This window comes from Gordonia sp. (in: high G+C Gram-positive bacteria), assembly GCF_020438995.1.
In the GTDB taxonomy this organism is placed as follows: domain Bacteria; phylum Actinomycetota; class Actinomycetes; order Mycobacteriales; family Mycobacteriaceae; genus Gordonia.
Genome location: NZ_JAGQTN010000250.1, coordinates 1 through 21,228 on the forward strand (window position 1 = coordinate 1; position 21,228 = coordinate 21,228).

Genomic DNA, 21,228 nt, shown 5'->3' on the forward strand with positions numbered 1-21,228 from the left:
GTCGGTGCCCTCGTCGCGCGCGATGACGGTGATGGTCCCACCGCCATTGGCTGCCACTCCGTGCCGAACCGCGTTCTCCACCAACGGTTGCAGCGCCAGGAACGGCAGCACCACGTTGAGCACCTCGGGGGCCGCCTGCACCTTGACGGTCAGTTTCGGCCCGAACCGCGCCCGTTCCAGCGTCAGATACCGGTCGACGTTGCGCAGTTCGTCGGCCAGCACGGTGTACTCGCCGGCGGCCCGGAACGAGTAGCGGGTGAAGTCGGCGAAGTCGAGGATCAGCTCACGCGCCCGCGCCGGGTCGGTCCGCACGAACGAGGCGATCGTGTTGAGCGCGTTGTAGATGAAATGCGGACTGATCTGCGCCCGCAAGGCGAGCACCTCGGCGCGGTCGAGGCGAGCCCGGGAGGCGTCGAGGTCGGCCAGCTCCAGCTGGCTGGACACGTACCGGGCGACCTCGGCGATCGCCCCGAGCATGCCCGGGCCGGGCCGTCGGGTGGTGGCCACCACCAGCACCCCGCCGATGGTCGCGTCGTCGTCGGTGCCGATGAGCAGCGGCTGCGCGACCAATGCCCGAACCGGTGTCTCGATGCCGCACGGATCGCCTTCGAGCACGCGGCGCTGGTCGGTGAGCGCCGCCACGGCCGAGGCGTCGGCATGCCGCAGCAGGTCGGCGTCCCAGATCTCGTCGCCGATCGGGTCGTGGGCCAGCCGCCGGCCGGTGTCGTCGTAGAGGGCGACGGCGTCGGCGGCCGTGAGCATCCCGAGATGCGGGAGCGCGTCACGCGCCGACGACTCGGTGAGCCCCCCGCGCAGCGACACCGCCGCCAGCGACGCCGTGTGCAGCGTCGAATGCACCGCACGTTCGGTCGGAGTGGTGACGCGGTGGCGGGTGCTGATGAGCATGATCACCGCCGCCCCCACCACCAGAGTGGCGACGATGAGGGCGACGGCCAGGGCACCGGACACGCGTTAGCGGACCGTCAAACCGACCGTGGCCAGGCGCGCGGGCACCAGTCCGCCGGGCGACGTCGAATGCTGGTGATCCTCGACGATCGCTACGGAACATCCGCCGAGCGCGCAGTTGATCCGGGTGTTGTTGGGGATGGGTCCGAGCAGCGAGGTGTCGTGCAGGGCGATCCGCAGCTTGCCCGACGCCGTACCCGCCTTACTGATCTTGTGCGCCTCGTTGTCCCGGTTGCTCAGGTGCACGAAGCTGTCGGCGATGTTGCCGGGCCGGGCGCAGATCGCGAAGAACGACGGCTGGTTCTGGCACAGCATGATGAAGTAGCCGCCCGCCGGGTCGAGGCCGGTCGCGGAGAACTCGATGACCTGCCCGACATGCACGGTGCGGTCACTGACCTTGATGCTCGGCGCCGGTGCGGCCCCCGCTGTTCCCGCCCCCACCGTCAATGCCGCCGCCGCCACGATCCCGCTGACGATCTTCCTCGTTGCCATGCCCGGTCCCTTCCATAGACGTCCCCCCATCATGGTCTGCTACCCGAACCCAACGCGACGGGACCACCTTCTTGATCGCTGAGGCCGATGGGTCGCGACCACACTTCTTGATCCCTGAGGCCGATGCGACGAAGGAGCGAGGGTCACGAAGGGTCCGGTGACCCGGCCGCATGACCGCACCACCACTACTCACCCCCACACCGCAACCACCCCGAATACAGGTAGTCCGCTACTCATGCCCACGACCCTCACCGGTGGCACGGTGAGACCAGTAACCGAACCCAGGACCGGGGAGGCAAGCGGCATGAAGACCTACACAGTGCAACCGGGCGACACCCTGTTCGCGATCGCCCGCGACGAATACGGCGACGGCAGCCTGAGCCCGGTGCTGTCGGCCGCCAACCACCTGACCCACCCGGACTTCCTGCAGCCCGGCCAGCATCTACTGGTTCCGTACGTGACGAAGCGGCACCGGATGACCACCCCCGACGGCGACGTGGCCCGCAAGAGCATCACCCAAACCCATTACCGCACAACGGATCTACACACCCAACTCCTCTGGGAGACGGTCAACGGCGTCGACCAGCGCCCCATCGAACTCGGCGCGTGGTTACTGCTACCGGAACTCGAAGCGGCTGAACACTATCCGGTGGTGGTCCCCGAACGCCTGCCGGCGCTCGCCGAACGCTGGTACGGCGACCCGGACCTGGCGACGATGATCACCCTGGCCAACACCACTGCCGACAACCCCCTCGACACCGACCTGGTCGAACCCGGCCACATCATCATCCGCCCCGGATTCAACAAGACCCACCGCGTACAGGGTCAAACCCTGCGAACCATCTGCACCGAGCACTACGGCACCGGCATGGTGGACACCTGGATCGCCATAGTCGCCGCTGCCAACCGCTTAACCGACCCCGACCACCTTGTCTCCGGTCAGCGCCTGACCCTCCCGTCATGACAAACCCCCGTCGCTGCGCTCGCCCGAAACCCCACCGCTGCGCCCCGGCATCGCAATAATTGTCATGCCGGGCCTGAGCGGTGGGGTTTATGACGACTCACCGCGCTATCGGCCGCGGCGTGCCCGCCCCGGCAAACTTCTCCGGGTTGCGGATGGCGTACACGTTCTGCAACAACCCGTCGACGGCGTCGAGAACGAAGATGCCTTGCGGTTTGCCGTCGAAGTGGACGGTGAAACCGGGCATGCTGCTGTAGATCCCGACGTCCAGCCGCAGGTCCTCGCCCGACATCCGTAGCAGGCCGAGCAACATCCGGGCGACGGCCTTGGCGCCGCGCACCGGCCTGCGGGCGGCGGTCATCTTGCCGTCGCTGTCAGCGAGGTACACCACGTCCGGGGCGAGCACAGCCATCAGCTGCTCTACGTCGCCGGACAGTGCCGCGGCGAAGAACCGGTTGACCACCTCGGTGGCCTGCGCGGCGTCGACGGGGGCGAACTTCTGCCGGCGGGCATGCACGTGGTTGCGGGCCCGGTGCCCGATCTGCCGGACGGTGGCCGTGGGTTTGCCGACGATACCGGCGATCTCGTCGTAGCCGAACGCGAACACCTCCCGCAGCACGAACACGGCCCGCTCATCGGGGGTTAGGCTTTCCAGGACGATCAGCATCGCGGTGGACACGGATTCGGCGAGCACCACGTCGTCGACGGGGTCGGCGTCGTCGATGAGGATCGGTTCGGGCAGCCAGGGGCCGACGTATTCTTCGCGGCGCCGGCTCATCGAGCGCAACATGTTGAGCGATTGCCGGGTGACGATCTGCGCCAGATAGGAGCGCACATTGCCGACGGTCGACGGGTCTACCTGCGCCCACCGCAGATAGCTTTCCTGCAGCACGTCGTCGGCTTCGGTCGCCGAGCCGAGGATTTCGTAGGCGACCGTGAACAGCAGTGGCCGGAGCTGGGTGAATTGCGTTGCGTGAGCATCGGTTCCGGTCACGACGCGACCGCCTGGGCGAGTTCGGCCGCGGTCCGTGGTTTGCGGGACATTCCGCGCATCCGGCCCGGCCGCCGGGCCTCGATGCCGATACCGCGAAGGACGAAGCGGCACACCTGTTCTTTCACGAACGCACCGAGCCTGCCACTGATCACCATCGAGCGTGGCATGTCGTCGGTGCGGCACATTTGGATCACACCGGCACGCCTGCCGATGGACGCGTTCTGGCCGCTGAACCCGATCCGGATCGGTTGCGCAGGAGCACCATTGATGGCGGCGATGACGGTGTCGGCGGCGTGCAGACCCAGCGGGATGGCTGCCTGGCAGCTCATCCGCAGCGGCGTATTCGACGGCGCCACAGCATCTCCGGCACCCACGATGCGCGGATCATCGACGCTGGTGAGGGATTCGTCGGTGACGAGCCTGCCGTCGGGGTCGGTGGTGAGACCGCTGTCGGCGGCCAGTCGCGGGATATCGAATCCGGTCGCGAGAACCGTGGTGGCGCTGGGCCATTCCTCATCCGCACCGGATCCGACGACGGTGATCGAACCCGGACCCACAGCGGCCACGCGACGGTTCTCGAATACCCGAACCCCGAGCGTGTCGAGCGCCCGGGCGGTGGCACGACGCCCCCGATCGCCGAACGACGGGACGAGCGGGCCGTTGCACACGAGCCGAACCGGCAGGCCCTGTTCGGCCAGTTCGGCGGCGGTCTCCACGCCGGTCAGCCCGCCGCCGACGACGGTCACCGGCCCCCGCTCGGTCGCCAGATGCTCACGCAGTCGCTGAGCCGACTCCCAGTCGCCGACGGTGAACGCATGCTCGAAACCGGACTTGGACGTACTGCCGACGGCGTACACGAGCCGGTCATACGGCAGTTCGTCGCCCGACTCCAGGACGACGTGGCGCCGTCCGGTGTCGATGAGCGTCGCGACCCCGACCACCAGCCGCACCCCGTCGCCGAGCAGCGCGTCGAGGTCGTGGGCTGCTTCGCCGGTCTCGGCCACCCACTGGTGCAGCCGGATTCGTTCGACGAACTGCGGCCGGGCATTGAGCAACACGACGTCGCAGCCCTCCTGTCCGGCGAGCCGGTTGGCGGCCATCGTGCCTGCATAGCCGCCCCCTACGACGACGATCCTGGTGACGTGATCTGTGGTGTTCATGGTGATCTCCTGAGCATCTCCGATTCGGGACACCCCTGAGACACCGTACGGCCGCGGCGCGTGACAGTCCGTGAGGTAGATCACTTACCTCACCGGAGGGGGTCGGCGGCAATGCCGGGCACCGTCACCGTCGTCGCGTCCATGATGAATGCCCGCCACGGAAGCGACGGGAACTCGGTGTGCCCGGGGTCGATACCGATCAAACGCCCACCCGGCAGGGTGATCGTCTCGTGCTTGACGACGGGATCGGCCTGTAGCAGCGGGGCGAGGTCCGGATCGGGCAGTAGCGGATCCGAGGGAGGCGTTCCCCGCAGGCGGGCCGGCGGAATCCTGCCGGAGGGGGTGGAGAAACTGTACTTCGTCGGTCTCATCGCGCCGCGTGGACCGCAGATCCCGATCTACGGCGAGCAGTCCAAGCTCGTCGCCCGAATGATCGACCTTCATGCCGACGCGGGCCCGCGTGGCCTGGCCCTGGCGAACTATTTCGCCGTCATGCAGGACGCGGAACTGCGGATCGACATCGTCCGGGCGATCTGGAACGACCAGATGGCCGACACGGACTTGCCTGAGTCTCCCCATGCCATCTCCTCCGGTCGATGCGACGCCGACGATGTGCGCGCCGGCGCGGACGCCTGCCTCACTGATTCGGATGGATCTCCCCACGGTACGCCTGCGGAGAGATGAGGTCAGCCCGGCAGAATGACCGTGATCCCGAGTGCGTGTGCCCGTGCAAGTCGAGCGTCAGAGGTGACGAGATCGGCGCCCAGTAGCCGGGCGGTGGCGACGTAGAATGCGTCGGACACCCGCACCGACGTACGCATCGCCCATGCTTCAGGGAGAAGTAGCGCGCAGTCGATCCGCCGGATGGGTGCGGTCCGGAGCCCCTGGACCGCACGGGATGCCTCCTGCGGACTGATCGCGGACGTGCGCTCGAGCCGCCACACTGCCGACATCACTTCCATGTCGAGGATCGACGGAGCCCACAACTTGTGATCTTTCATCGTTCGTCGTGCGGCGAGCTGAGCTTCGACCGGAAGGAGCGCGTCGACCAATGTGCTCGCGTCGATGACTCGTTTCACCGGGGCGGATCGTATTCGTCCCGGACGGCATCGAGTGCGCTCAGCGTATCGATATGTCGCAGCGGAGTGTCGTAGGTGATGGACGCGGCCCAGTCGTCGAACATGGGGCGGCTGAGGTCGTCGCGCAGAAGTCGGGTCACGTACTCCGACATGGACACTCCCAGACGGCCGGCACGCTCGCTGAGCTGTGCGTGGAGGTCGTCGGGCAGGTTCCGAATCTGCAGGTTACTCATATCATGACGCTAGCATGCAATCTGCATGATCGAGAAGATCCAGGGGTTGCGCACCGCGACGGAAGAGTGATGGATCAGCATCGGATACAGCAAAAAGAGCCGGTTTCCCTGGTGTGGGAGACCGGCTCTGACCTGCTCTTTCTGAGCCGCCTAGGGGAATCGAACCCCTGACCTATTCATTACGAGTGAATCGCTCTACCGACTGAGCTAAGGCGGCGTGCTGCGCTGGGCAGCGGGTACGAGTGTAGCGACTGGCGACGCCGGAACAAAAACGGGCCCGCGTGGCGCGCTTCCAATGCCAGGGGGCGTTAGGGCACCCTTATGGACATGTCCGCTTTACCGATTTCCGAACGCGAGGCAGCGTCGTCCGTCGCGGAGCCCTGGCAGGTGGCCGACGGGATGCTGGTCGCCGATTATGCGACGTCGAACATGGTCAGGGGAGGGGAGTTCGTGGCGCGCATCATTGATGCCGCCGAGGATCTGAACCACCACCCCGACATCGACATCCGGTACTCGAGCGTGTATCTGGCGCTGATGACCCACAGCGTGGGCGCGCTCACCGAACTGGACGTGGACCTGGCGAACGCGATCAGCAAGATCGCCGCCGAACTCGGCCTGACCTGAACAAAAACCACCCCCGAGCAGGGCACTGATGCACATACGCAGCAGCAACCCGATCGGGGGCGGTTCTTGAACTACAACCGGACCGTCAGGCGACGCCCTCGGCACGGGCGGCCTCGGCGACGGCCGCGGCCACCGCGGGTGCCACCCGGCGGTCGAGTGCGCTGGGGACGATCTGGTCGCGACGCAGGTCGTCGGCGACCACCGACAGGATGGCGTCGGCTGCGGCGATCTTCATCCCCTCGGTGATCCGCTTGGCGCCGGCGTCGAGCGCTCCGGCGAACACGCCCGGGAAGGCCAGCACGTTGTTGATCTGGTTGGGGAAGTCGCTGCGGCCGGTGGCGACGATCGCCGCGTACTTGGCGGCCACCTCGGGACGGATCTCCGGGTCCGGGTTGGACATCGCGAAGATGATCGGGTCGGGCGCCATGGTGGCGATGAGTTCTTCGGCGATGGTGCCCGCGGACACCCCGATGAACACGTCGGCTCCGGCGAGGGCCTCGGCGGGTCCGCCGCGCAGCTCACGCGGATTGGTACGTCCGGCCAGTTCTTCCTTGAACTCGTTGAGGTTGTCGCGGTCCCGGCTGACGATGCCCTTGGAGTCGAGGACGACGATGTCCTTCACACCGGCGGCGAGCAGTATGTTGGCGCAGGCCACACCGGCCGCACCGGCACCGGAGATGACGACCTTCTGGTCGGCGATGTCGCGGCCGAGGACCGTGACCGCCCCGCGCAGTGCGGCCAGGGTCACGATGGCGGTGCCGTGCTGGTCGTCGTGCATGACCGGGCAGTCGAGGGCCTCGACGACGCGGCGTTCGATCTCGAAGCAGCGCGGCGCGGAGATGTCCTCGAGGTTGACGGCGCCGAAGCTCGGGCGCAGCCGGATCAGGGTCTCGACGATCTCGTCGGGATCCTTGGTGTCGAGCACGATCGGGATGGAGTTGAGGCCGGCGAACGAGCGGAACAGCGCCGACTTGCCTTCCATGACGGGCAGCGAGGCCCGGGGGCCGATGTCGCCGAGGCCGAGCACCGCCGACCCGTCGCTGACGACCACCACGAGCCGTTCGGTCCAGGTGTACTTGTCGACGAGTTCGGTTTCGGCGGCGATGGCGCGGGAGACCTGCGCGACGCCGGGCGTGTAGGCGATGGACAGGTCGCGCTGGGTGTCGATCGGCGAGCGCAGTTCGACGGACAGTTTGCCGCCGACGTGTGCGAGGAAGATCTCGTCGTCGGTGATGGGCAGTTCGGCGATCGTCGGCTGCCCGGGCGCCCCGGTCGTGGCGTCGGATGCAGAGTTGTTGCTGGCCGTGCTGGTCACGGTGGTCCTCCCTCAAGGTCCGGTGTGCACCGGACTACTGTTCTCGCCCCTGGTTGGGCCCGGGGGCGAGTCTGTCAGTGCGCGATGACGGCTGTGCTGCGGACTTCTCGCATTGCCGCTGCTCGCGTGTGCGTTTGAGCGTGGGTGGGCTCGCATGGTGTGCGTGTGCGCGTGTGATGCGCGTCGCATCGCGGATGTGATTATCGCACTTCCCGCTGGTCCGGTGTGCAGGCCTCCCTGCATTCACGGTGGCAAAGCACCTGGCGAGCGATCTACAGTTCAAGTCGTGTCCAAGTCGGATGAGGCGCTGTCGACCTCGACGCCCGGCAGCACCGCACCCGGAACCGGCCGCTGGATCCCCGTCTCCCTCGCCGTGTTCGCGTCGGCGTGGGGCGGCAACGAGTTCACTCCGCTGCTGGTGATGTACCGCCAGGACGGATCACTCTCGGACGTCGCCGTAGACGGCCTGCTGTTCACCTATGTGCTGGGGATCGTTCCGGCACTGCTGATCGGCGGCCCGCTGTCGGACCGGCTGGGCCGTCGTCCCCTGATGTTCCCGGCACCGGTCTTCGCCGCCCTCGGTTCGGTGCTGCTCGCGCTCGGCTCCCAATCGCTGACCCTGATGTCGCTCGGCCGCGTGTTCAGTGGCGTGGCGCTGGGCCTGTCGATGGCCGTCGGCGGCAGCTGGATCGCCGAGATCAGCCGCCGCGAGGGCGCCGCAAACCGGGCGGCGACACGCGCCGCGATGAGCCTGACCGCCGGTTTCGGTCTGGGTGCCGGGCTGGCCGCGGTGCTCGCGCAATGGGCACCCTGGCCGCACGTGCTGGCCTACGCGGTCAACATCGCGCTGTCGGTGATCGCGCTCGCGTTGCTGCCGCGAGCACCCGAGACCCGGCCGCGCAACAGGTCCGCGGGCAGCCTCGTCGACGACCTGCCGATCACCGGCCTCGCGCATCCGCGGTTCCTGTTCATCGTCCTGCCGGTCGCGCCGTGGGTGTTCGGGGCCTGCGCGACGGCCTACGCGATCATCCCGTCACTGATGACCGACAAGACCTCGAGCGCCCCGATCGCGTTCGCCGGGCTGTGCTGCCTGTTGGGGCTCGGTGTCGGCTTCGGCATCCAGGTCGTCGGGCGGCACATCGCCCGGCCCGGCACGGTCCGCGGCGCGGTGCTCGCGCTGGTCCTGGTGGCCGCGGGAATGGGGCTGTCGGTGCTCACCGCCCGGACGCTGTCGATCTGGGTCGCCCTGGTCGCCGCCGCGGTGCTGGGCTGCGGTTACGGAATGGCCGTCCTGTCCGGTCTGCTGGAGGTGCAGCAACTGGCCACACCCGACAACCTGGCCGGCCTGACCGCGGTGTTCTACTCGGCCACCTACCTCGGTTTCGCGATGCCGATGCTGCTGGCGTTCATCTCCGAGACCTGGCCGTCGGTCACCTACCCGATGATGTTCGGTGTGGGGGTGGGCGCCGCGTTGACCAGCCTCGTCGTGGTGGTCGCGGCGCATCGGCTCAACCCCGTGCACGTCCGGGTCACCGACGTGCGCGCTGTCGCGGAGTAGCCTGCGGTAGCCGGACGGGGCTGCCGAAGGAGGATCCCGATGTTGTTGGCGGCGTGGGTGGCCGTGGTGACCGCTGTGGCGGTGGTGGTGCCGGGCGCCCTCACCGGCCGTGCCTTGCATCTGCCGTGGCCGGTGGCCGTCGCAGCCGGGCCGCCCGTCACGTTCGCGATCGTCGGGTTGTGGTCGGTGCTGCTCGGGTTGGCCGACGTGCCGTGGAACCTGCCGACAGCCCTGGCCGCGCTCGGGCTGACCCCGGCGGTCTGCCTGCTGGGTGCCCGCGTGGCCTCCCGCCGGAACCGGCCACCGGCGCTACCGGGTCACGACGCCGTGCCGGACGCGTCCGGCCTGCTCGCGGTGGCCGCAGGTGTCGGCCTGGCCGCGGTGACGATCGTCGTCACCTGCGTCCGCCCGATCGTCAACGCCAGATTCGCCGGGCTGAACAACATAACCCAGGTGTGGGATGCGCTGTGGCATGCGAGCTCGCTGCGATTCATCGGCGAGACCGGGGTGGCGTCGTCGCTGCGCATGGGCGAACTGATGAACGTCGACACCCACGGCTTCAACTATTACCCCAACACCTGGCACGCGCTCGGCGCGGTGCTGATGCCGGTCACCGGCACCAATCCGGTCGAGCAGTACAACACCTATTCACCGGCGGTCCTGGCCGTCACGGTGCCGTTCGGGGTGGCCGCCCTGGCCTACTGGTGTGCCCGGCATCGGCTGGCCCCGACGCCGTCGGCGCAGGTGGCCGGGATCGCCGCCGCGGTGTCGGCGCTGTTCCCGTCGCTGCCGTACGTGGAGGTCGCCACGACGTCGGTGCCGAATGCGGTGGGGGTGTCGATGGCGCCGATCGCCGCGGTCCTGACGATCGGCGCGACCCGCGACCGCAGACGCATCGCGGTGGCCGCGCTCGCGATCTCCGGTGTCACCGCGACCCATCCGTCAGGCCTGATCCTGGTCGCGGTGATCGTCGGGCTGTGGTGGCTGATCGAGGCGACCGGACGGTTGCGTACTACCGGAACGCTGGCGTTGATCGGTGCGACGGCGCTGGTGCTGATCGCCCCCGTCATCTACGGCACCACCAAGATCGCCGAGAACAACGAGCTGTCCGGGTTCGAATCCCGCGACGACACCGCGACCGTGTGGCAGGCGCTGGGACAGGCCGTGTTCAACGGCACCGCCCCCCTCGAGCATCGCTATCCGCTGTGGTGGCTGGTGCTCCCGACGCTGCTCGGACTGATCGTGCTGGCGGGGTGGCGATGCTGGTCGGCGCTGGCGACGTGGGCGCTGTTCGTCCTGGTCACCGCCAATTCCGTGGTACCGCTCGGCCCGCTCGACGGTGTGCTGAGCGCGTTCGGTGGCTACTTCTACAACTCCGGTCACCGGCTGACGTTCGTGGTGGCGATGTTCTCGGCGGCCGCCGCGGGTGTCTGCGTGGGGGTCGTGGTGCTGTGGGCAGTCGAGCGGTGGCGACATCGAGAACCGTTGCGGATGTGGGCGGTTCCGGCGGCATTCGTGCTGGTGGTCGCGGTGATCGCGGGTGTCGCGGTGGGCAGCTACCACGACAATTCCTTCACCGCCGCACGCCAGCGCACTCCCAAACGCATCGGTCCCGACGACCTCGCCGCCTACCACTGGCTCGCCGAGCAGCCCGGCGCCCGCGGGTCGCTGATCCTGAACAATCTCGATCAGGGGACCGGCTGGATCTATCCGGTCACCGGGCTCACCCCGCTGTTCCCGTTCTACCGCGCCAACAAGTGGTCCCCGCGCCAGCGTCAGGTGTACTGGGGCACCCCGAACATCGGCCGCGACCCGCACGTCGACCAGTTGGTCCGCGACATGCACATCCGCTTCGTCATCGACAGCCCGCCGAGCTACTGGGAGTTCCAGAACGGCGTCCCCGAACCCGACCACCGGCGCAAGGGCGACCCGTTCCTTGCGTTGCGGCGCCACACCCCGCCCGGGTTGGCCAAGGTATTCCACCGGGGCAACGTGAGCGTCTACAAGGTCGACGACGACGTGCTGCGGGGACGGGTATAGGAGGGTCGGGGTCAGGCGTCGGGGTAGCCGTTGGGATTGGCCGACTGCCAGCGCCAGGTGTCGGCGCACATATCGTCGATGGTTTTGGTTGCGGCCCAACCCAATTCGTTATTGGCGCGGGCAGCGTCGGCGTATGAGGCGGCGATGTCACCGGCCCGTCGGGGGGCGATCTCGTACGGAATCGGCCGCCCGCTTGCCTTTTCGAACGCGGTGATCACTTCAAGCACCGAAACACCCTGCCCGGTACCGAGATTCCATACCGAGAACGGTTCGTCGGTGGCGGAGATCCGGTCCAGGGCGGCGATGTGACCGGCCGCGAGGTCGTCGACGTGGATGTAGTCGCGCACGCCGGTGCCGTCGGGAGTGTCGTAGTCGTCGCCGAACACCGACAGTTTGTCGCGCCGGCCGACCGCCACCTGCGCGACGAACGGCATCAGATTGTTGGGGATACCGCTCGGGTCCTCACCGATCGTGCCGCTCGGATGGGCACCGACCGGGTTGAAGTAGCGCAGCGCCGCGATCCGCCAGGCGTCGTCGGAGGCGGCCACATCGCGCAGCACCTGCTCGATCATCACCTTCGTCCACCCGTACGGGTTGGTCGCCGACGTGGGCAGGTCCTCGGTCATCGGCAGTACCGGCTCAGCGCCGTACACGGTTGCCGACGACGAGAACACCAGCCGCCGCACGCCGTGCGCGTTCATCGCCCGTAGCAGCGAGAACGTCGAGTCGAGGTTGTTCTGGTAGTAGTCGAGCGGTTTGGCCACCGACTCGCCGACGGCTTTGAATCCGGCGAAGTGGATGACCGCGTCGATCGGCTCGGTGGCGAAGAACTGTTCGGTCTTGTCCGGGTCGGTGAGGTTGAAACCGTGCACCGGGATGGACGTGCCGGTGAGGGCTTCGAGCCTGCCGACGACGGTCGGTTTGGAATTGCTGAAATCATCGACCACCACCACGTCGTGCCCGGCCCCGGCCAACTGCACCACAGTGTGGGACCCGATGTAGCCGGCGCCGCCGCTCACTAGTACTCGCATGGTTATCCAGAGTAGGCGTGCCATGGGTGCGATCACTGTCAACCTGCTCGGCGTAGGGTGTGAGTTCGGTATGTGGTGGTCGGTCGGGGAGTGATGTGATGAAGCGTTCGGACGTCGAGTTCACCTCCGGCGGAGTGACCTGCCGGGCTTGGCTGTACGAGCCCGATGCTGGTGCCCGCCCGCCGATCATCGTGATGGCGCACGGTCTGGGCGGGGTCCGGCACATGCGTCTGGGTGCGTTCGCCGAACGTTTCGCGGACGCCGGCTACGCGTGCCTCGTGTTCGACTACCGGCACTTCGGCGACAGCGACGGCGAGCCGCGTGGACTGCTCTCGGTGCGCCGCCAGCGCGCCGACTGGTCGGCGGCGATCGCGTTCGCGCGGTCATTGCCGCAGGTCGACGGCTCGCGGGTGGTGCTGTGGGGCACCTCGTTCGGCGGCGGTCATGTCTTGGCGGTGGGTGCCGGGCAACATGTGGCCGCGGTGATCTCGCAGTGCCCGTTCACCAGCGGGCTGGCGTCGCTGCGGGTGATGGAACCGCTGGTCGTGGCGAGGGTCACGGCGCTGGCCGTCGCCGACGTGATCTCGGCCGTCGCGCGCCGCGGCCCGGTCCGGGTCGCATTGGCCGGCGATCCCGGCACGACGGCCCTGATGACCGCCCCCGACGTGACGGAGGGCTACCTGGCCCTGGTGCCCGACGGCCACGACTTCACCAATGCCGTCGCCGCCCGCATCGGCCTGGTCATCCCGCTGCTGTCACCCGCCCGCGCCCTGCGCAAGGCGCACGCCCCGACGCTGGTGTGCGTGTGCGACCGTGACTCCGTGGCGCCCGCCGGCCCGACGATCAAGGCCGCCGAGTCCAACCCGAAGGTCACCCTCAAACGCTACGACGAGGGCCACTTCGACATCTACGTCGGCGACGCCTTCGAGGCCGTCATCGCCGACCAGGTCGACTTCCTGGACCAGGTGGTCCCCCTCGACTGACCGGTCCGAGGTGGATTCGTCAGGCGCCTGTCTCACCGGACCCTTCGAGACCCTTGCTCGTCCCTCGCATCGGCCTCAGGGATCAAGATGTCTGGTCGCGCCGGTTGTGTGATTTGCCCTGGCTGAGGTGGATTCGTTAGGTGCCTGTGTCGCTGGCCTCAGGGATCAAGATGTCTGGTTGCGCCGGTTGTGTGATTTATGAGGTCGCGTGATGGCCTTCTTGATCCCTGAGGGCGATGCGAGGGACGAGCGAGCGTCACGAAGGGTCCGGTGACCCGACAGCCATGACGCAACCGTCACAGGACGCGCTCGGTTCTCGCGTACTGCGCCTCGGCCGCCACCTTGCTGGACGCCCACCAGCCGGGGTTCGCGCGGTACCAGTCGATGGTGGCGGCCAGGCCGGAGCGGAAGTCGACGTACTGCGGGGTCCAGCCGAGTTCGGTGCGCAGCCGGGTGGGGTCGATGGCGTAGCGCCGGTCGTGGCCGGGCCGGTCGGTGACGAAATCGAACGCATCCCGAGGCTGTCCGAGCAGGTCGAGGACGGTTTCGACGACGGCCCGATTGTCCACCTCGCCATCGGCGCCGATCAGGTACGTCTCCCCGATCGAGCCGCGGTCGATGATGGCCCACACGGCGTCGTTGTGGTCATCGACGTGAATCCAGTCGCGCACATTGCGTCCGTCGCCGTACAGCCGCGGCCGCACCCCCGACAACACGTTGGTGATCTGCCGGGGAATGAACTTCTCGACGTGCTGGTACGGCCCGTAGTTGTTGGAGCAGTTGGAGATGGTGGCGGCGATCCCGAACGAGCGCACCCACGCCCGCACCAGCATGTCGCTGCCGGCTTTGGTGGCCGAGTACGGGCTCGACGGGTTGTAGGCGGTGGCCTCGGTGAAGCGGGCCGGGTCGTCGAGTTCGAGGTCGCCGTACACCTCGTCGGTGGATATGTGGTGGTAGCGCACCTTGTGCCTGCGTACCGCTTCGAGCAGCGCGAACGTACCGATCAGGTTGGTCTGCACGAACGGCGTCGGGTCGGCCAGGGCGTTGTCGTTGTGCGATTCGGCGGCGAAGTGCACAACCAGGTCGGTCTTGCCCACCAACTCGTCGACCACCTCGGTATCGGCGATGTCGGCCTTGACCAGGGAGATCCGGTCGGCGACGGAGTCGAGGGCGGCCGGGTTGGCGGCGTAGGTGAACTTGTCGATGACGGTGATCTCGGCGTCGGGCCGGGTCGCGAGCGTGCGCAGCACGAAGTTGCCGCCGATGAACCCCGCCCCCCCGGTGACCAGTATGCGCATTCGAAACCCTCTCCCGCCCGTTGCTGTCGGGCCCCAGGGTACCGATGGCCGGACCGGTCATGCCTTACGCTGGCCCTCGTGCGTGGAATCATTCTGGCAGGTGGAACGGGATCGCGGCTGCACCCGATCACGCAGGGGGTGAGCAAACAGCTCATCCCCGTCTACGACAAACCGATGATCTATTACCCGCTGTCGACGCTGATGCTGGCCGGTATCCGCGACATCCTGATCATCACCACCCCACACGACGAGTCCGCGTTCCGGTACCTGCTCGGCACGGGCGAACAGTTCGGCATCAACCTGTCGTATGTGGCGCAGCCGTCGCCCGACGGCCTGGCGCAGGCGTTCATCCTGGGCGCCGACCACATCGGCGACGAGTCGGTGGCACTGATCCTGGGCGACAACATCTTCTACGGTCCCGGTCTGGGCAGCCGGTTGCGGGGTTTCGACGGCATCGACGGCGGCGCGATCTTCGCATACTGGGTGGCCGATCCGGGTGCCTACGGTGTGGTCGACTTCGACGAGCACGGGGTGGCGCGGTCGTTGGAGGAGAAGCCGCAGCGTCCCAAATCCAACTATGCGGTGCCCGGGCTGTACTTTTACGACAACGAGGTGGTCGATATCGCGCGGAGCCTCAAGCCCAGCGCGCGAGGCGAATACGAGATCACCGATATCAACTCGTATTACCTGGAACGGCGAAAGCTGTCCGTCAAGGTGTTGCCGCGGGGTACCGCCTGGCTCGACACCGGTACGTTCGATTCGATGCTCGACGCCGGTAACTTCGTGCGGACGGTGGAGCAGCGGCAGGGTCTGAAGATCGCGGTCCCGGAGGAGATCGCCTGGCGCAGTGGCTTTATCGACGACGATCAACTGCGCGAGCGGGCCGAGCCGTTACGAAAATCCGGTTACGGAGATTATCTGCTCGATATTCTCGGGCGTGGAAGGGGATTCTGATGCGGATTCGGCCATTGTCGATCGCGGGGGCGTGGGAGATCACCCCTGCGCTGCACGGTGATTCGCGGGGGTTGTTCACCGAGGCGTTCAAGGCTGAGGTGCTCTCGGGGGTCGTCGGACATCGTTTCGATCTCGCGCAGGTCAACCTGTCGGTGTCGGCGGCGGGTGTACTGCGGGGTATTCATTTCGCCGACGTCCCGCCCGGTCAGGCCAAGTATGTGACTTGTCCGTCGGGTGCGATCCTCGACGTGATCGTCGACATCCGGGTCGGCTCACCCACTTTCGGCGCCTACGACACGGTGCTGCTCGACGACATCGACCGCCGGGCCGTGTACCTGTCGGAGGGCCTCGGGCACGGATTCTGTTCCCTGGCAGACGGTTCCACCGTCACCTATCTCTGTTCGACCGGCTACAACCCGTCCGCCGAACACGGCATCAACCCGCTCGACCCGGCGCTGGGTATCGTCTGGCCCACCACCGCCCGCGATGGCACCCCCCTCACGTACTCGCTGTCCGAAAAAGACACCGCAGCACCCACATTGGCCGACGCCGCTGCTTCGGGCCTCCTCCCGGACCACGCCGCCGTCGCCGCCTACCTCGCGTCTCTCACCTGACATCGGGGTCGGTCGGGGAGTGGTCCCGTCAGGTGTCTAAAGGTCACCGGACCCAACGCGGCCCTCGCTCCTTCGTCGCTTCGGCCTCAGGGATCAAGATGAGCGGCTGCTTGGGTGTTGGGGTGACAGTGTGTGGCCGCTCGAGTCTTGGGGGGGTGACGATGTGTGGCCGCTTCGGTTTTGCGGCAGGACAATTGACCGCGGACACTCATCTTGATCCCTGAGGAGCTGTCGCGCGACGAAGGAGCCGACCGCGTCTCGAAGGGTCCGGTGACCCCTACTCCCGATCCTCCGCATCGGCGTTCTGCAGCGCGACCACCCGGGCGAGCCGGGCGAACCTGATCTCCAACTCCCGGAATCGTAGGTAACTGGCGACGGTGGTGAAGGCGAATGCGATGATCAGGCAGTACAGCATGAGGTCGGTGCCGCGCCCGACATCGACCCACCCGGCGACGACGGTCAGGTCGTCGGGCCGGATCATGGCGTACACCCCGAGCATCACGAACGCGACGAACAGCAGCTTGAACCCGGCCGACGCTTTCGAGTTTCCGCGGTTGGTGACGAAGAACCACACCAGCCCTGCGGCGGCGGCGATCAGGACGATCTGGATGACGAGCATCGGGTTACCTCCTCAGCCGCGCGTGCAGCAGGCCATCGGCCAGGATATTGACGCCGTTGAACAGCGATTGTCCTTTGGCGCGTGAGTATTCGGTGTACAGGATGGTGACGGGTTGTTCGGTGACCCGCCATTTGTGCCGGTCGACGAGGCCGACGAATTCGGTGGCGTGACTCATCCCGTTCATCAGCAGATCGAGGTCGTCGGCGACGGTCCGGTTGAAGGCGCGTAATCCGTTGTGCGCGTCGGTGAGTCCGAGCCGGCGATTGCGCACACTGAGAAAGACGATGCTGCGCAACACGATCCGACGCAGGAACGGAACCGAGAGGGTCTGGGACCCACCGAACCGCGTACCGATGACGATATCGACGGGCTCGGCACGCAACCGTTCGATCATCGCCTCGACGTCGTCGACGCGGTGCTGCCCGTCGGCGTCGAAGGTGACGAAGTACCGTGCCCCCGGCCGCGCCCGCGCGTACTCGACGCCGGTCTGGATGGCCGCGCCCTGCCCGAGGTTGACGGGGTGCCGCACGAGCCGCACCCCGGGCGCCACCTGCTGCGCCGCCCTGATCTGTTCCGCGGAGCCATCGGTGCTGCCGTCGTCGACGCACACGATGTTGCCGAAGGTGTGGGAGGCATTCGCGATCACGTCGCCGATCACCGGTGCCTCGTTGTACACGGGCACGATCAGCCAGACATCCGCATTGCCGGAATTGTCGTCGCCGGTTGCGGGCCGCGGATTCCGCGAACGGCCTGCGACCATGTTCCCGACTTTACGCTTCGCGGCGCCCCGCCCGACGCCGCCACGCCCGTACCCTTCGGGACGGAGTCGGACCCACTACTGTTGGTCGGGTGCTGGTCGACGTCATGATGCCGTTCTACGGGGATTTCACCCAGTTGCGGCAGGCGGTTCTCAGTGTCCTGTATCAGACGCACCGCGATTTCCGGATCACCGTCGTCGACGACTGCTATCCCGACGACGCCCCGCGCCGCTGGCTGGAGTCGCTGGCCGACGATCGGGTCGGGTATCTGCGCAACGACACCAATCTGGGCGTCAACGTCAATTTCCGGCGGTGCGTCGAGCTGGTCACCGCGGAGTATTTCGTGGTGATGGGGTGCGACGACGTGATGCATTCGGGCTATCTGGCCAGGGTGGTGGAGTTGGCGGGCACGTATCCGCGGGCGGCGGTGATCGCGCCGGGGGTGCAGATCATCGATGACGCAGGTGCGGTGGTGCGTCCGTTGGGCGACCGGGTCAAGCATCGGCTGGCCCCGCGCGAGGCGTCGGTGTTGTCGGGGCAGGATCTGGCGGTGAGCCTGTTGCATGGCAACTGGACGTACTTTCCGTCGTTGCTGTGGCGCACGGAGGTGGTACGGGAGGTCGGTGAGCAGGGTTTCCGGCAGGGCCTGGACGTCGTGCTCGATCTCGCGTTGCTGCTCGATCTGACGGTCGGCGGGGCGTCGCTGGTATACGACCCGCGGGTGGTGTTCTCCTATCGCCGGCATGCCGCGTCGGTGAGTTCGGTGCTCGCCGCAGACGGTGACCGGTTCATCGAGGAGTCGGCGTTCTTCGACGCCGAGGCCCGTCGTTATGCGGCGCTGGGTTGGTCACGTGCCGAGCGGGCGGCGAAGGTGCATCTCACCTCGCGTCTGCATCACGGCCTGGCCCGGCTACGTGCGATCGCCCGGAGCGCAGCGGACTTTGCCCGGCCACGTGTACCGCGACGCCGATGAGCGGCCCGACGACCAGCGCGAGCGTCACCCGGGTGACCTGACCGGCCGGCACCGTCAGCAGCAGCACGGAGGCCGCGGTGGCCACCCACCAACCGCCCGCGTACCAGCGGTGCAGGTCTGCCGATATTGTGGCGGCGCCCGTCACGGTGAGTACCCCGAGCGATCCGGCGCCGACGGTGAATCCGGCGAGCGCGGCCCCACTCAGTTCGAAGTCGGCACCGAACACAGAGGTCAGCAGCCATGGCCCGATCACCCACGCCAGACCCGCACCGACCAGGGCGATGGCGGCGACCGCACCCACCGGCACGGCCACCGCCCGGGCGAGATGGTCGCGGGCGGCGACAAACCGGGTGATCAGCACCCCCTGAAAGCTGTTCAGTGGCACCAGGAGCGGGGCCCGGGTGAGGGTGACGGCGAGGATGATCGCGCCGCGTACGTCGGCGGCGTCGCCGTGGTGGCGGGTCAGGTTGATGAGCACCGGGAAGCCCATCACCAGTACCGCCGCCGCCGCAGCAGCGGCCATCGCGGTCAGCGTGTTGACGGTCAGTGCCCGATCACCGGCGTCCCCGGGCAGCCCCATCGCGTCCCGGGCCGACGACGACCCACAGACGATGACGATCCACGACAGCGTCCCCAGCACGGTGATCGTCAGGAACGCGGGCAACCCCCAGCCTGCGACGGTCGCGACGACGGCCGCGGCCAGGCGGATCAGCGCGTCGACGCACAGCAGCGCCGCGAATACGGGCCAGCGCCCCGACCCGGACAGCACCCCGGACAGGTGCGCGTACATCGCGAACCCCGCGACGCCCGCCGTCAGCAGCCCCACCGACAACCAGGTGTCGTCGGCGAACAGGTGCGTCGCCCACAGCGGTGAGCTGAGCGCGACGACCGCGGCCAGCCCCAGCCCGATCGCCGCGTTCACCCGCACCGGCCGGCCCCCATCGCGGTCACCGCCATTGCGATCCCCGCCCGCCACGGCCCGCGCGGTCTCCTGCAGCTGACCGTTCTGGGTGCCGGTGACCATCCCGTACGCCGCCCAGAACACCGCGAACACCCCGTACCCGGTCGCCCCGAGGTCACGCGCGGCCAGCACCAGCACCAGATACCCCGACGCCGCCGCGACGATCGTCGCCCCCGTCACCCTCCCCATCGGGATCAGGGAAGAATCGTCATCGGCCGGTGCCGGGGTAGGGCGGCAGGGCGGGTGTGAACAGCCATTGCTGCCACAGTTCGCCGAGTGATGCGGTGGAGTAGTTGGCGGCCAGGGAGATGAAGTCCTCGGTGGTGGCGGTGCCGTACCGGTATTTTTCGGTCCACCGGCGGATGAGCGCGAAGAAGTTGCCGTCACCGATGCGCAGGCGCAGTGCGTGCAGGGTGATGGCGCCGCGTTTGTACACCCAGTCGTCGAACATCTTGGCGGGGGTCGGGTCGGCGAGCGGCACCCGGACCGTCGTCGCGGCCAGTTTCTGGTAGTACTTGCGGGCGCATTCGTCGGCCGACGGCCCGCCCGAACGCTGGCTCCACAGCCATTCGGCATAGCAGGCGAAACCTTCGTGCAGCCAGATGTCGCGCCAGCGTTCCAGCGTCACGGAATTGCCGAACCATTGGTGGGCCAGCTCGTGCGCAACCAGCCGCTCCGACTGGCGACTGCCGTCGCAATGATTGGCCCCGAACGTCGAAAAGCTTTGTGCCTCAATGGGTATGTCGAGCTCATCGTCGGTGACGACGACGGTGTAGCCGGGGAACGGGTACGGCCCGAACATCTCGGTGAAGGCGTCGATCATGTCGAGCTGCCGGGCGAAGTCGACGCCGAAGTTGCGGCCCAGCCGTGGCGGGTAGATCGCGCTCACCGGAAAAGGCTTCTGTCGCAAGCTGACCCGCTTGTACTGGCCGATCTGCACCGACGCGAGGTACGTCGACATCGGTTCGACCTGCTGGTACACCCACGTGGTGCGCGAGCCGCGGATCCGCTTGTCCACGAGCGTCCCGTTGGCCAGGGTGTAGTACGGGCTGTCGGTGGTGATCGAGATCCGGTACGGCGCTTTGCAACTGGGGTGGTCGTCGCACGGAAACCAGGATGCCGCCCCATTGGGCTGATTGGCGCACAGCGAGCCGTCGGTGAGTTCTTCCCAGCCGACCTCGCCCCATGCGCCGCTCACGGGTCGCGGCGATCCGGTATAGCGCACGGCGATGGTCATGGCGCCGCCGGGCGGGATCGCGGCGTCGGGGGTGATGGCGAGTTTGCCGCCGCGGTGGCTGTAGCGGGCGCGTTTGTCGTTGACGGTGACCCGGCTCACCCGCATGGTGGCCGCGAGATCGAGGGTGAACCGGCGCAGCTCCCGATACGACGCCGCGGTGAGCGTGGCGGTGCCGTCGAGCCGGTTGCCGGACACCTTGTATTCGAGTTCGAGGTCGTAGCGCAGCACCCGGAACCCCAGGTTGCCGTTGCGCGGCAGATACGGATCGAGTGCGTCCGATGGTGCGCCGAGCAGGGGTGTTCCCGGTGCTCGGCGGCCCGACTTACCCGGCACGCATCGCTCCTTCGCTGGTCGATCTGGTCCCCCGCACACGTGATC

At 67.6% G+C, this 21,228-nt stretch carries 23 protein-coding genes and 1 tRNA gene; 9 read left to right on the forward strand and 15 right to left on the reverse strand.

What is annotated here, in order from left to right:
* Together KDB67_RS17225 and KDB67_RS17230 are read right to left on the reverse strand one after the other, a co-directional pair.
* A partial coding sequence (locus KDB67_RS17225) for a histidine kinase (RefSeq protein WP_291018182.1) occupies positions 1-969 on the reverse strand: 969 nt, incomplete at its 3' end.
* Between the two features lie 3 nt (positions 970-972).
* Complete coding sequence (locus KDB67_RS17230; protein WP_291018185.1) at positions 973-1,458, reverse strand: hypothetical protein; 486 nt, start codon at positions 1,456-1,458, stop codon at positions 973-975.
* A 304-nt stretch (positions 1,459-1,762) separates the two neighbouring features.
* On the opposite strand from KDB67_RS17230, the gene KDB67_RS17235 reads away from it, so the two are divergent.
* Entirely contained in the window at positions 1,763-2,422 is a 660-nt protein-coding gene (locus KDB67_RS17235) for a LysM peptidoglycan-binding domain-containing protein (protein ID WP_291018188.1), read from the forward strand.
* A 97-nt stretch (positions 2,423-2,519) separates the two neighbouring features.
* Here the strand turns inward: KDB67_RS17235 and sigJ are convergent, their stop codons facing one another.
* The 3 genes from sigJ to KDB67_RS17250 form a co-directional block, all read right to left on the reverse strand.
* Positions 2,520-3,413, reverse strand: a complete 894-nt coding sequence (gene sigJ / locus KDB67_RS17240) for an RNA polymerase sigma factor SigJ (protein ID WP_291018191.1) — start codon at positions 3,411-3,413, stop codon at positions 2,520-2,522.
* Entirely contained in the window at positions 3,410-4,573 is a 1,164-nt protein-coding gene (locus tag KDB67_RS17245; RefSeq protein WP_291018194.1) for an FAD-dependent oxidoreductase, read from the reverse strand. The genes sigJ and KDB67_RS17245 overlap by 4 nt, the downstream gene beginning before the upstream one ends.
* 89 nt (positions 4,574-4,662) lie before the next feature.
* On the reverse strand, positions 4,663-4,944 hold the full coding sequence (locus tag KDB67_RS17250) for a hypothetical protein (protein ID WP_291018197.1): 282 nt from the start codon (positions 4,942-4,944) through the stop codon (positions 4,663-4,665).
* Between the two features lie 58 nt (positions 4,945-5,002).
* Between KDB67_RS17250 and KDB67_RS17255 the strand changes: the two genes are divergently transcribed.
* Complete coding sequence (locus KDB67_RS17255) at positions 5,003-5,257, forward strand: hypothetical protein (protein ID WP_291018200.1); 255 nt, start codon at positions 5,003-5,005, stop codon at positions 5,255-5,257.
* A 2-nt stretch (positions 5,258-5,259) separates the two neighbouring features.
* Here the strand turns inward: KDB67_RS17255 and KDB67_RS17260 are convergent, their stop codons facing one another.
* The 3 genes from KDB67_RS17260 to KDB67_RS17270 form a co-directional block, all read right to left on the reverse strand.
* Positions 5,260-5,652 carry a type II toxin-antitoxin system VapC family toxin gene (locus KDB67_RS17260; protein ID WP_291018203.1) on the reverse strand — a complete coding sequence of 131 codons (393 nt, stop codon included), beginning with the start codon at positions 5,650-5,652 and terminating at the stop codon, positions 5,260-5,262.
* On the reverse strand, positions 5,649-5,885 hold the full coding sequence (locus tag KDB67_RS17265) for a hypothetical protein (RefSeq protein WP_291018205.1): 237 nt from the start codon (positions 5,883-5,885) through the stop codon (positions 5,649-5,651). Before KDB67_RS17265 ends, KDB67_RS17260 begins: the two co-directional genes overlap by 4 nt.
* A gap of 144 nt (positions 5,886-6,029) precedes the next feature.
* Positions 6,030-6,102: transfer RNA gene (locus KDB67_RS17270), tRNA-Thr, on the reverse strand.
* A gap of 110 nt (positions 6,103-6,212) precedes the next feature.
* Here KDB67_RS17270 and KDB67_RS17275 point away from each other — a divergent pair.
* Complete coding sequence (locus KDB67_RS17275) at positions 6,213-6,509, forward strand: 4a-hydroxytetrahydrobiopterin dehydratase (RefSeq protein ID WP_291018208.1); 297 nt, start codon at positions 6,213-6,215, stop codon at positions 6,507-6,509.
* Between the two features lie 85 nt (positions 6,510-6,594).
* Here KDB67_RS17275 and KDB67_RS17280 read toward each other — a convergent pair whose 3' ends face one another.
* Positions 6,595-7,824 (reverse strand): NADP-dependent malic enzyme, encoded by a 1,230-nt coding sequence (locus KDB67_RS17280; protein WP_291018211.1) that lies wholly within the window; start codon positions 7,822-7,824, stop codon positions 6,595-6,597.
* A gap of 307 nt (positions 7,825-8,131) precedes the next feature.
* Between KDB67_RS17280 and KDB67_RS17285 the strand changes: the two genes are divergently transcribed.
* Positions 8,132-9,382, forward strand: coding sequence for an MFS transporter (locus KDB67_RS17285; protein ID WP_291018297.1), 1,251 nt, complete (start codon positions 8,132-8,134; stop codon positions 9,380-9,382).
* A gap of 39 nt (positions 9,383-9,421) precedes the next feature.
* Complete coding sequence (locus tag KDB67_RS17290) at positions 9,422-11,422, forward strand: DUF6541 family protein (protein WP_291018213.1); 2,001 nt, start codon at positions 9,422-9,424, stop codon at positions 11,420-11,422.
* Positions 11,423-11,433: 11 nt separating this feature from the next.
* Here KDB67_RS17290 and galE read toward each other — a convergent pair whose 3' ends face one another.
* Positions 11,434-12,453 (reverse strand): UDP-glucose 4-epimerase GalE, encoded by a 1,020-nt coding sequence (gene galE / locus KDB67_RS17295; protein ID WP_291018216.1) that lies wholly within the window; start codon positions 12,451-12,453, stop codon positions 11,434-11,436.
* A 98-nt stretch (positions 12,454-12,551) separates the two neighbouring features.
* On the opposite strand from galE, the gene KDB67_RS17300 reads away from it, so the two are divergent.
* Positions 12,552-13,436, forward strand: a complete 885-nt coding sequence (locus tag KDB67_RS17300) for an alpha/beta fold hydrolase (RefSeq protein WP_291018219.1) — start codon at positions 12,552-12,554, stop codon at positions 13,434-13,436.
* A gap of 296 nt (positions 13,437-13,732) precedes the next feature.
* Here KDB67_RS17300 and rfbB read toward each other — a convergent pair whose 3' ends face one another.
* Positions 13,733-14,734: a dTDP-glucose 4,6-dehydratase gene (gene rfbB / locus KDB67_RS17305; RefSeq protein ID WP_291018221.1), complete on the reverse strand. Its 1,002-nt coding sequence runs from the start codon at positions 14,732-14,734 to the stop codon at positions 13,733-13,735.
* 78 nt (positions 14,735-14,812) lie between these two features.
* Between rfbB and rfbA the strand changes: the two genes are divergently transcribed.
* Together rfbA and KDB67_RS17315 are read left to right on the forward strand one after the other, a co-directional pair.
* Positions 14,813-15,688, forward strand: a complete 876-nt coding sequence (gene rfbA / locus KDB67_RS17310; RefSeq protein WP_291018224.1) for a glucose-1-phosphate thymidylyltransferase RfbA — start codon at positions 14,813-14,815, stop codon at positions 15,686-15,688.
* Complete coding sequence (locus KDB67_RS17315) at positions 15,688-16,302, forward strand: dTDP-4-dehydrorhamnose 3,5-epimerase family protein (protein WP_291018227.1); 615 nt, start codon at positions 15,688-15,690, stop codon at positions 16,300-16,302. Before rfbA ends, KDB67_RS17315 begins: the two co-directional genes overlap by 1 nt.
* 277 nt (positions 16,303-16,579) lie before the next feature.
* On the opposite strand, the gene KDB67_RS17320 is transcribed toward KDB67_RS17315, so the two are convergent.
* Together KDB67_RS17320 and KDB67_RS17325 are read right to left on the reverse strand one after the other, a co-directional pair.
* Positions 16,580-16,921, reverse strand: a complete 342-nt coding sequence (locus tag KDB67_RS17320) for a DUF2304 domain-containing protein (RefSeq protein WP_291018230.1) — start codon at positions 16,919-16,921, stop codon at positions 16,580-16,582.
* A 4-nt stretch (positions 16,922-16,925) separates the two neighbouring features.
* Positions 16,926-17,681 (reverse strand): glycosyltransferase family 2 protein, encoded by a 756-nt coding sequence (locus KDB67_RS17325; RefSeq protein ID WP_291018233.1) that lies wholly within the window; start codon positions 17,679-17,681, stop codon positions 16,926-16,928.
* Positions 17,682-17,770: 89 nt separating this feature from the next.
* On the opposite strand from KDB67_RS17325, the gene KDB67_RS17330 reads away from it, so the two are divergent.
* Positions 17,771-18,652, forward strand: a complete 882-nt coding sequence (locus KDB67_RS17330; RefSeq protein ID WP_291018236.1) for a glycosyltransferase family 2 protein — start codon at positions 17,771-17,773, stop codon at positions 18,650-18,652.
* Here KDB67_RS17330 and KDB67_RS17335 read toward each other — a convergent pair.
* Complete coding sequence (locus KDB67_RS17335) at positions 18,558-19,802, reverse strand: polysaccharide biosynthesis protein (protein WP_291018239.1); 1,245 nt, start codon at positions 19,800-19,802, stop codon at positions 18,558-18,560. The genes KDB67_RS17330 and KDB67_RS17335 overlap by 95 nt on opposite strands.
* A 19-nt stretch (positions 19,803-19,821) precedes the next feature.
* Complete coding sequence (locus KDB67_RS17340) at positions 19,822-21,183, reverse strand: M1 family metallopeptidase (protein ID WP_291018240.1); 1,362 nt, start codon at positions 21,181-21,183, stop codon at positions 19,822-19,824.
* Between the last annotated feature and the right edge of the window lie 45 nt (positions 21,184-21,228).